This window comes from Cupriavidus sp. SK-4 (genome assembly GCF_000611125.1).
GTDB lineage: Bacteria > Pseudomonadota > Gammaproteobacteria > Burkholderiales > Burkholderiaceae > Cupriavidus > Cupriavidus necator.
The window spans coordinates 21,230-27,767 of the sequence record NZ_JFJW01000010.1; the positions used below are offsets into that span (position 1 = coordinate 21,230).

General features: G+C 66.7%; 8 protein-coding genes. 5 read left to right on the top strand and 3 right to left on the bottom strand.

All coding sequences use genetic code 11. The features are described 5' to 3' along the window. The first annotated feature begins 155 nt into the window (after positions 1-155). The 4 genes from CF68_RS02115 (at position 156) to CF68_RS02130 (ending at position 3,514) form a co-directional block, all read left to right on the top strand. Entirely contained in the window at positions 156-740 is a 585-nt protein-coding gene (locus tag CF68_RS02115; protein WP_035815703.1) for an NUDIX hydrolase, read from the top strand. A 40-nt stretch (positions 741-780) separates the two neighbouring features. After that, on the top strand, positions 781-1,533 hold the full coding sequence (gene aat, locus CF68_RS02120) for a leucyl/phenylalanyl-tRNA--protein transferase (RefSeq protein WP_035815704.1): 753 nt from the start codon (positions 781-783) through the stop codon (positions 1,531-1,533). 68 nt (positions 1,534-1,601) lie between these two features. Continuing rightward, positions 1,602-2,390, top strand: coding sequence for an arginyltransferase (locus tag CF68_RS02125; RefSeq protein WP_035815705.1), 789 nt, complete (start codon positions 1,602-1,604; stop codon positions 2,388-2,390). An 89-nt stretch (positions 2,391-2,479) separates the two neighbouring features. Next, on the top strand, positions 2,480-3,514 hold the full coding sequence (locus CF68_RS02130; RefSeq protein ID WP_035815740.1) for a quinone-dependent dihydroorotate dehydrogenase: 1,035 nt from the start codon (positions 2,480-2,482) through the stop codon (positions 3,512-3,514). 53 nt (positions 3,515-3,567) lie between these two features. On the opposite strand, the gene CF68_RS02135 is transcribed toward CF68_RS02130, so the two are convergent. The 3 genes from CF68_RS02135 to CF68_RS37440 all read right to left on the bottom strand — a co-directional run bounded on the left by CF68_RS02135 (position 3,568) and on the right by CF68_RS37440 (position 5,320). After that, positions 3,568-4,047: a hypothetical protein gene (locus CF68_RS02135; RefSeq protein WP_035815707.1), complete on the bottom strand. Its 480-nt coding sequence runs from the start codon at positions 4,045-4,047 to the stop codon at positions 3,568-3,570. A gap of 11 nt (positions 4,048-4,058) precedes the next feature. Continuing rightward, positions 4,059-4,883, bottom strand: a complete 825-nt coding sequence (locus tag CF68_RS02140; RefSeq protein WP_035815709.1) for a DUF2092 domain-containing protein — start codon at positions 4,881-4,883, stop codon at positions 4,059-4,061. A 260-nt stretch (positions 4,884-5,143) separates the two neighbouring features. Beyond that, positions 5,144-5,320, bottom strand: a complete 177-nt coding sequence (locus CF68_RS37440) for a hypothetical protein (RefSeq protein ID WP_161786850.1) — start codon at positions 5,318-5,320, stop codon at positions 5,144-5,146. Between the two features lie 200 nt (positions 5,321-5,520). Between CF68_RS37440 and CF68_RS02145 the strand changes: the two genes are divergently transcribed. After that, positions 5,521-6,498: an ABC transporter substrate-binding protein gene (locus CF68_RS02145; protein WP_035815710.1), complete on the top strand. Its 978-nt coding sequence runs from the start codon at positions 5,521-5,523 to the stop codon at positions 6,496-6,498. The last annotated feature ends 40 nt before the right edge of the window (positions 6,499-6,538 follow it).

Here is a 6,538-nt window from a genome sequence, read left to right on the forward strand (position 1 = left end):
TTTTGTTTTCTGCTGCTCCGGCGCCGGCACCCCGATGCTGCCCCTACGTGCAGCACCGGACTGTGTTGACCGATGGCGCCCCACCGCCCCAATCATGCCTGCCGGCCCCCTCTGCGAGGGTGATACACTTTCGCCATTCCTCCCGGACGCCCCTCATGAAATTCTGCTCGAACTGTGGTCATGCGGTCGTGTTGCGCGTGCCTGACGGCGACAACCGCCCGCGCAGTGTTTGCGACAACTGCGGCACCATCCACTACGTCAATCCCCGCAACGTCGTCGGCACGATCCCGGTGTGGGAGGACAAGGTCCTGCTGTGCAAGCGCGCCATCGAGCCGCGCTACGGCTTCTGGACCCTGCCGGCGGGCTTCATGGAGATCGGCGAAACCACCGCGCAGGCGGCCTCGCGCGAGACGCTGGAAGAAGCCGGTGCGCGCGTGCAGGTCGGCGAGCTGTTCTCGATCCTGAACGTGCCGCATGTGCACCAGGTGCATCTTTTCTACCTGGCCACGCTGGACGACCTGGATATCGCCCCCGGCGAGGAAAGCCTGGAGGTCAAGCTGGTGGAAGAGGCGGATGTGCCCTGGGATGAACTGGCGTTCCCCACCGTGATCCACACCCTGCGCTGCTTCTTTGCCGACCGCGCCGCCGGCCGGCTGCAGGACGGCAGCTTCCGGCTGCACAGCCTGGATATCGACAAGCCCATGCGCCCGCTGACCAGCCGGGCCACGGTCACGCCCTGAGCGGCGCGGCTGTCGCGCATCGCCCTATGGCGCAGCCCGCATGATTGCCTGGCTGGACCCGCAAGACCCGTTTCCGCCGGTTGGCGAGGCGCTCGGGCCCGACTCCGAGGCCCCCGGCCTGCTCGCGGCCAGCCGCGACCTGTCGCCCCAGCGGCTGCTGCTGGCGTACCGCCAGGGCATCTTCCCGTGGTATTCGAGCGGCCAGCCGGTGCTGTGGTGGAGCACCGATCCGCGCATGGTGCTGCCCCCGCCGGCGCTGCGCGTCTCGCTCAACCTGCGCAAGACCCTGCGGCGCGTGCTGCGCGATGCTGACTGGGAGATCCGCGTCGACGACGACTTCCTGGCGGTGATGCGCGCCTGCGCGACCACGCCGCGCGACGGCCAGGACGGCACCTGGATCACCGACGACATCATTGCCGCGTACGGTACGCTGCACCGCAACGGCATGGCCCATTCTGTCGAAAGCTGGTACCGCGGCGAACGCGTGGGCGGCCTGTATGGGGTGGCGCTGGGGCGGATGTTCTTCGGCGAGTCGATGTTCGCGCACCGCACCGATGCCTCAAAGATTGCGCTGGCGGCGCTGTGCGCGTTCCTCGGCAATCACGGCGTGGCGATGATAGACTGCCAGCAGGAAACCGACCACCTGGCCTCGCTGGGCGCGCGCCCGATCCCCCGCGCAGAATTCGTGGCCCATGTGCGGGCGGCGACGGCGCAGCCGGCGATCAGCCCGTGGCGGTTCGACAAATCGGTGCTGGAGCGCTGGGCCGGGACGCCAGCCGCGCCGGCCGGCTGAAACCTGGCACGGGACGCCCCGCTGACTGCGCGTCCGGCCGCATCGTCCCGCCCGGAGCCCCCTGAGTCATGAGCAAGCTGAAGGAACTTCCGCTCTCCGCGCTGCAGTTCTATGCCACGGCGCCCTACGCTTGCAGCTATCTCGACGGCCGCATGGCACGCTCCCAGGTCGCCACCCCGGCGCACCTGATCAATGCCGACGTCTATTCACGCCTGGTGCGCGCCGGCTTTCGCCGCAGCGGCATTTTCACCTACCGGCCGTATTGCGACGAATGCCACGCCTGCACGCCATGCCGCGTGGTGGTCGACCAGTTCGTGCCGGACCGCTCGCAGCGCCGCGCCTGGAGCCGCCACCAGCACCTGCAGGCACTGGTGGCGCCGCTGACCTACGTCGAAGAGCATTATTCGCTGTACCTGCTGTACCAGTCGATGCGCCACGCCGGCGGCGGCATGGACCAGGACAGCCGCGACCAGTACGAACAGTTCCTGCTGCAGAGCCGCGTCAACTCGCGCCTGGTGGAGTTCCGCGAACCGCCGGGCTCGCCCGAGGCCGGGCGCCTGCGCATGGTCAGCATGATCGACGTTCTCGACGACGGGCTGTCGTCGGTCTACACCTTCTACGATCCGCTTGAACGCAACGCCAGCTACGGCACCTACAACATCCTGTGGCAGATCCGCCAGACGCGTGAACTGGGCCTGCCGCACCTCTACCTGGGCTACTGGATCGCCGACAGCCGCAAGATGGCCTACAAGGCACGCTTCCGGCCGCTGCAGGTGCTGACCGGCAACCACTGGCATGCGTTCGAGGACGAAGCCGGGGATGCGGCCGGCCCCGCGCCTGCACCCACCCGGGAATAGCCGGGTCGCGGCATCCGCCCGCGCGCTGCCCGGGCATGCGGCCCAGCCGCTACAATGCGGGCCTGGTATTCACTCTGCCCCTGCCCCACGTGCTCAACGCGCTCTACCCCCTGTTCCGCCCCGCCCTGTTCTCGATGGATGCCGAGGACGCCCACCATTTCACGCTGAACAACCTGCTGCGTGCCCACCGCATGGGCCTGGGCGGCTGCATCGGCAACAGGATTGCCGACGACCCGCGCACGGTCATGGGGGTGCGCTTCCCCAACCCGGTCGGCCTGGCCGCGGGGCTGGACAAGGACGGCGCCTATATCGACGGGCTGGCCGCGCTCGGCTTCGGCTCTATCGAGGTGGGCACGGTCACGCCGCGCGCGCAGCCGGGCAACCCGCGCCCGCGCATGTTCCGGCTGCCGCAGGCGGATGCGCTGATCAACCGCATGGGCTTCAACAACGGCGGCGTCGATGCCTTTGTCGCCAATGTGCAAGCATCGCGCTGGAAGGCCGAGGGCGGCGTGCTGGGGCTGAACATCGGCAAGAACGCCGATACGCCGATCGAGCGCGCCAACGATGACTACCTCTACTGCCTGGAACGCGTCTACCCGCATGCCAGCTACGTGACGGTCAATATCTCTTCGCCCAACACCAAGAACCTGCGCCAGCTGCAAGGCGCGAGCGAGCTGGACAGCCTGCTGTCGACGCTGAAGGACGCGCAGCAGCGCCTGGCCGACCAGCACAAGCGCTACGTGCCGCTGGCGCTGAAGATCGCGCCGGACCTGGATGCCGACCAGGTCGGCAATATCGGCGACGCGCTGGTGCGGCACAAGATCGACGGCGTGATCGCCACCAACACGACCATCTCGCGCGAGGCGGTCAAGGGCCTGCCGCATGCCGAGGAAGCCGGCGGCCTGTCCGGCCGCCCGGTGTTCGAGGCCTCGACCCGGGTGGTGCGTGCGCTGCACGGCGTGGTCGGCGACGCGGTGCCGATCATCGGCGTGGGCGGCATCTTCGGCGGCGCCGATGCGCGCGCCAAGATCGACGCCGGCGCAAAGCTGGTGCAGGTCTACAGCGGCCTGATCTACCGCGGCCCGGCGCTGGTGCGCGAGTGCGCCGCGGCGCTGCGCGGCTGAGCCGGCGCCGTCAGGCAGGACTGGCGCGGCTCAACCCATTGCAGCCGGCCGCGTCAGTACGGAGCATTCACCACCACGTACTGGGTTCCCTGCGGCTGATACCAGGTGCTGCCGCATTGCTGGTACACCATGCCGCCATAGCTGACCGGGACGCAGCTTGGCGGGACCGAGCGCACGACCGAACCCACCACAGCAGCGGTCACAGCCACCGTTGCGGTAACGGCGGCAGCAGTGGCAACCGGATGGTAGTCGTTGTCCCAGCCGCCGCAGCATCCGCCATGCGTGTCGACATTGACGTTGACGTTCCGGTTCGTATTGATGTTGACGTTCCGGTTGGCATTGACACTATTCACGCTGGAGCTGCGGACATTGTTCGTGCGCGCGTCGGCCCGCACGTTGCTGACCTGTGCGCCGCCACCGCCGCGACCCACGGCGTGACCGCCGCCACGCGCTTCAGCCTGCGGCACCCACCCATAAGTGGCAAGCACGACTGCACCCAGGACCGCGAGGAGGGACGTTTCGACTCGTTTCATGTGCCTCTCCTTCACTGGGTCTTGAGCGGAACGAACTTGGCCTCACGGGCGCCCTGCGGCGGCGTGAAGTGGAAGACGGAATCCTTGAAAGCCGGCTTCAGCTTCCAGTCCAGCCAGGTCACCGACTGCGGACGCGCCTCGTCAGCCCGGTTGGTCATCACCACCTTGCGCGGCACCGGGCGGTTGCCGCTTGCAATCCAGATCTGCCAGTCGACCGCCCCCTGGCGCAAGGCATAGTGATCACAGAGCGTGCCATCGATGTAGTCGCTGCCCGCGTACATGGCCGACGTGATGTTGTCCACGGGTGCCGCGGGCGTTCCCCACAGGAACAGGTCGCCGATCGGCACCTCGATCCCGAACCGCTGGCGCAGATGAACGATGAGCTCGCCAAGGTTTTCCGTCGCGCCGGCTGACGCGTAGTACTTTTGCGCCGGCTGGTAGAGCGTAACGGTCTTGCCGTCGTAGATCAGGTCACGTTGCGCACGCGCGCTTCGCATCTGCGCCCGCATCTTGTTCGGCCGGTCGATGTCGATCTTGGCAGTCGCCGTATGCTGCAGCTTCTGGCCATCGGCCAGGACGCGCTCGCCGTCCAGGTCGATATCGACGCTGAAACGCTTCAGCGTCGACAGGTAGGTGCCCATCTTGTTCAGGGCCTGGATCACCGACGGGTCCACGGCATTGACTGCCGGCTTGCTGGCAGCCGCCGGTTCCGCTGAAGCCGCGGGCTGGACGGACGCGGGCTGGGAGACCGGAGCCGAAGCCGAAGCCGTCGGCGCCGGGCTGCTGCACGCCGCAAGCGAGACCCCCAGCACGGCAATAGTCAAGACACGATACATAGCGAACCTCACAGGTTTTGATGCCATCACGGAGGACAATCCATACCATCGCTCGCGGATCCAGCGCTGTGTCGGAGAGTTCGGGGCAACAGCCCCTTCCAAGGCGTGCCGGCGCTGCCGCAGTGGATGAATGCTAGCTGATCTGAAATTCCCAATATCGATTGGAAGACATGAATCTTTTCGAAACGTGAATTCAAGATCCCCGCTTTGACCGCCAATACATGGCGCATACCGCATCGCTTTCATCAAGCCGGTGAAAGTCAGGAGTCGAGGAAAGCCTCGACGCCCGGATCGCGCAATTGCATGAAGATGTCACCGCCGCAATCAGGGTAATCCACCAGCAAAATATGAATCCCGCGCAATAAAATGCGCCTCGATGGCGGATTACGGGCGTCTGGCAGCATCCGATGCCCCACTTCCGCATGATGACTGTCCATATCGTGCGCGAGAAGTGGTATCCTCGCAGGCTTATCGCTGTCGCATCCGACGCGCCCGCGCACGCTCCCTCCAGCCGCAGGAAGCCGCCGCGCCCGCCCGGACCGGCACCGTACGCCAGCATGCGCGCGGGCCAGGACGGCGGACCGAACCATCCGCGGCCGTATCCAATCCAGAACCGAGTTTCGGGGGAGAACAGACAATGAAGTCCATCAAGGGTCTCGCAGCAACCAAGTCCATCCTGGGCGGCGCCGTGGCGCTGGCACTGCTGTACGGCGGCGCCGTGCAGGCCCAGACCGTCAAGGTGCTGTCGATCGTTGACCATCCCGCGCTGGACGCTATCCGCGACGGCGTGCGCGCCGAGCTGAAGGCCGCCGGCTATGACGCCGACAAGAGCCTGAAGTGGGAATACCAGAGCGCCCAGGGCAACACCGGCACCGCGGCGCAGATCGCCCGCAAGTTCGTCGGCGACAACCCGAACGCCATCGTTGCCATCGCCACCCCGTCGGCCCAGGCCGTGGTTGCCGCCACCAAGAGCGTGCCGGTGGTGTACTCGGGCGTGACCGATCCGGTCGCCGCGCAGCTGGTCAAGAGCTGGTCGGCCTCGGGCACCAACGTGACCGGCGTGTCGGACAAGCTGCCGCTGGACAAGCAGGTCGCGCTGATCAAGCGCGTGGTGCCCAAGGCCAAGACCGTGGGCATGGTCTACAACCCGGGCGAAGCCAACTCGGTGGTCGTGGTCAAGGAACTGAAGGAGCTGCTGGCCAAGGACGGCCTGACGCTCAAGGAAGCCGCCGCGCCGCGTACCGTTGACATCGGTCCGGCCGCCAAGAGCCTGATCGGCAAGGTCGACGTGATCTACACCAACACCGACAACAACGTGGTGTCGGCGTATGAGTCCCTGGTCAAGGTCGCCAACGAATCCAAGATCCCGCTGGTGGCCGCCGATACCGACAGCGTCAAGCGTGGCGCCGTGGCCGCGCTGGGCATCAACTATGGCGACCTGGGCCACCAGACCGGCAAGGTCGTGGTGCGCATCCTGAAGGGCGAGAAGCCGGGCGCGATCGCCTCGCAGACCAGCGACAACCTGGAACTCTTCGTCAACACGGGTGCCGCCGCCAAGCAAGGCGTCACGCTGTCGCCGGAGCTGGTCAAGGAAGCCAAGACGGTCATCAAGTAAGCAACTAGCACTGCCCCCTGCCGCCGCAAGACGGCGGGGG

Bases quoted from the DNA above. Each gene is read 5' to 3' on its own strand.
- CF68_RS02115 (WP_035815703.1), top strand. From the start codon at position 156: ATGAAATTCTGCTCGAACTGTGGTCATGCGGTCGTGTTGCGCGTGCCT.
- aat (WP_035815704.1), top strand. From the start codon at position 781: ATGATTGCCTGGCTGGACCCGCAAGACCCGTTTCCGCCGGTTGGCGAG.
- CF68_RS02125 (WP_035815705.1), top strand. From the start codon at position 1,602: ATGAGCAAGCTGAAGGAACTTCCGCTCTCCGCGCTGCAGTTCTATGCC.
- CF68_RS02135 (WP_035815707.1), bottom strand. From the start codon at position 4,047: ATGAAACGAGTCGAAACGTCCCTCCTCGCGGTCCTGGGTGCAGTCGTG.
- CF68_RS02140 (WP_035815709.1), bottom strand. From the start codon at position 4,883: ATGTATCGTGTCTTGACTATTGCCGTGCTGGGGGTCTCGCTTGCGGCG.
- CF68_RS37440 (WP_161786850.1), bottom strand. From the start codon at position 5,320: ATGGACAGTCATCATGCGGAAGTGGGGCATCGGATGCTGCCAGACGCC.
- CF68_RS02145 (WP_035815710.1), top strand. From the start codon at position 5,521: ATGAAGTCCATCAAGGGTCTCGCAGCAACCAAGTCCATCCTGGGCGGC.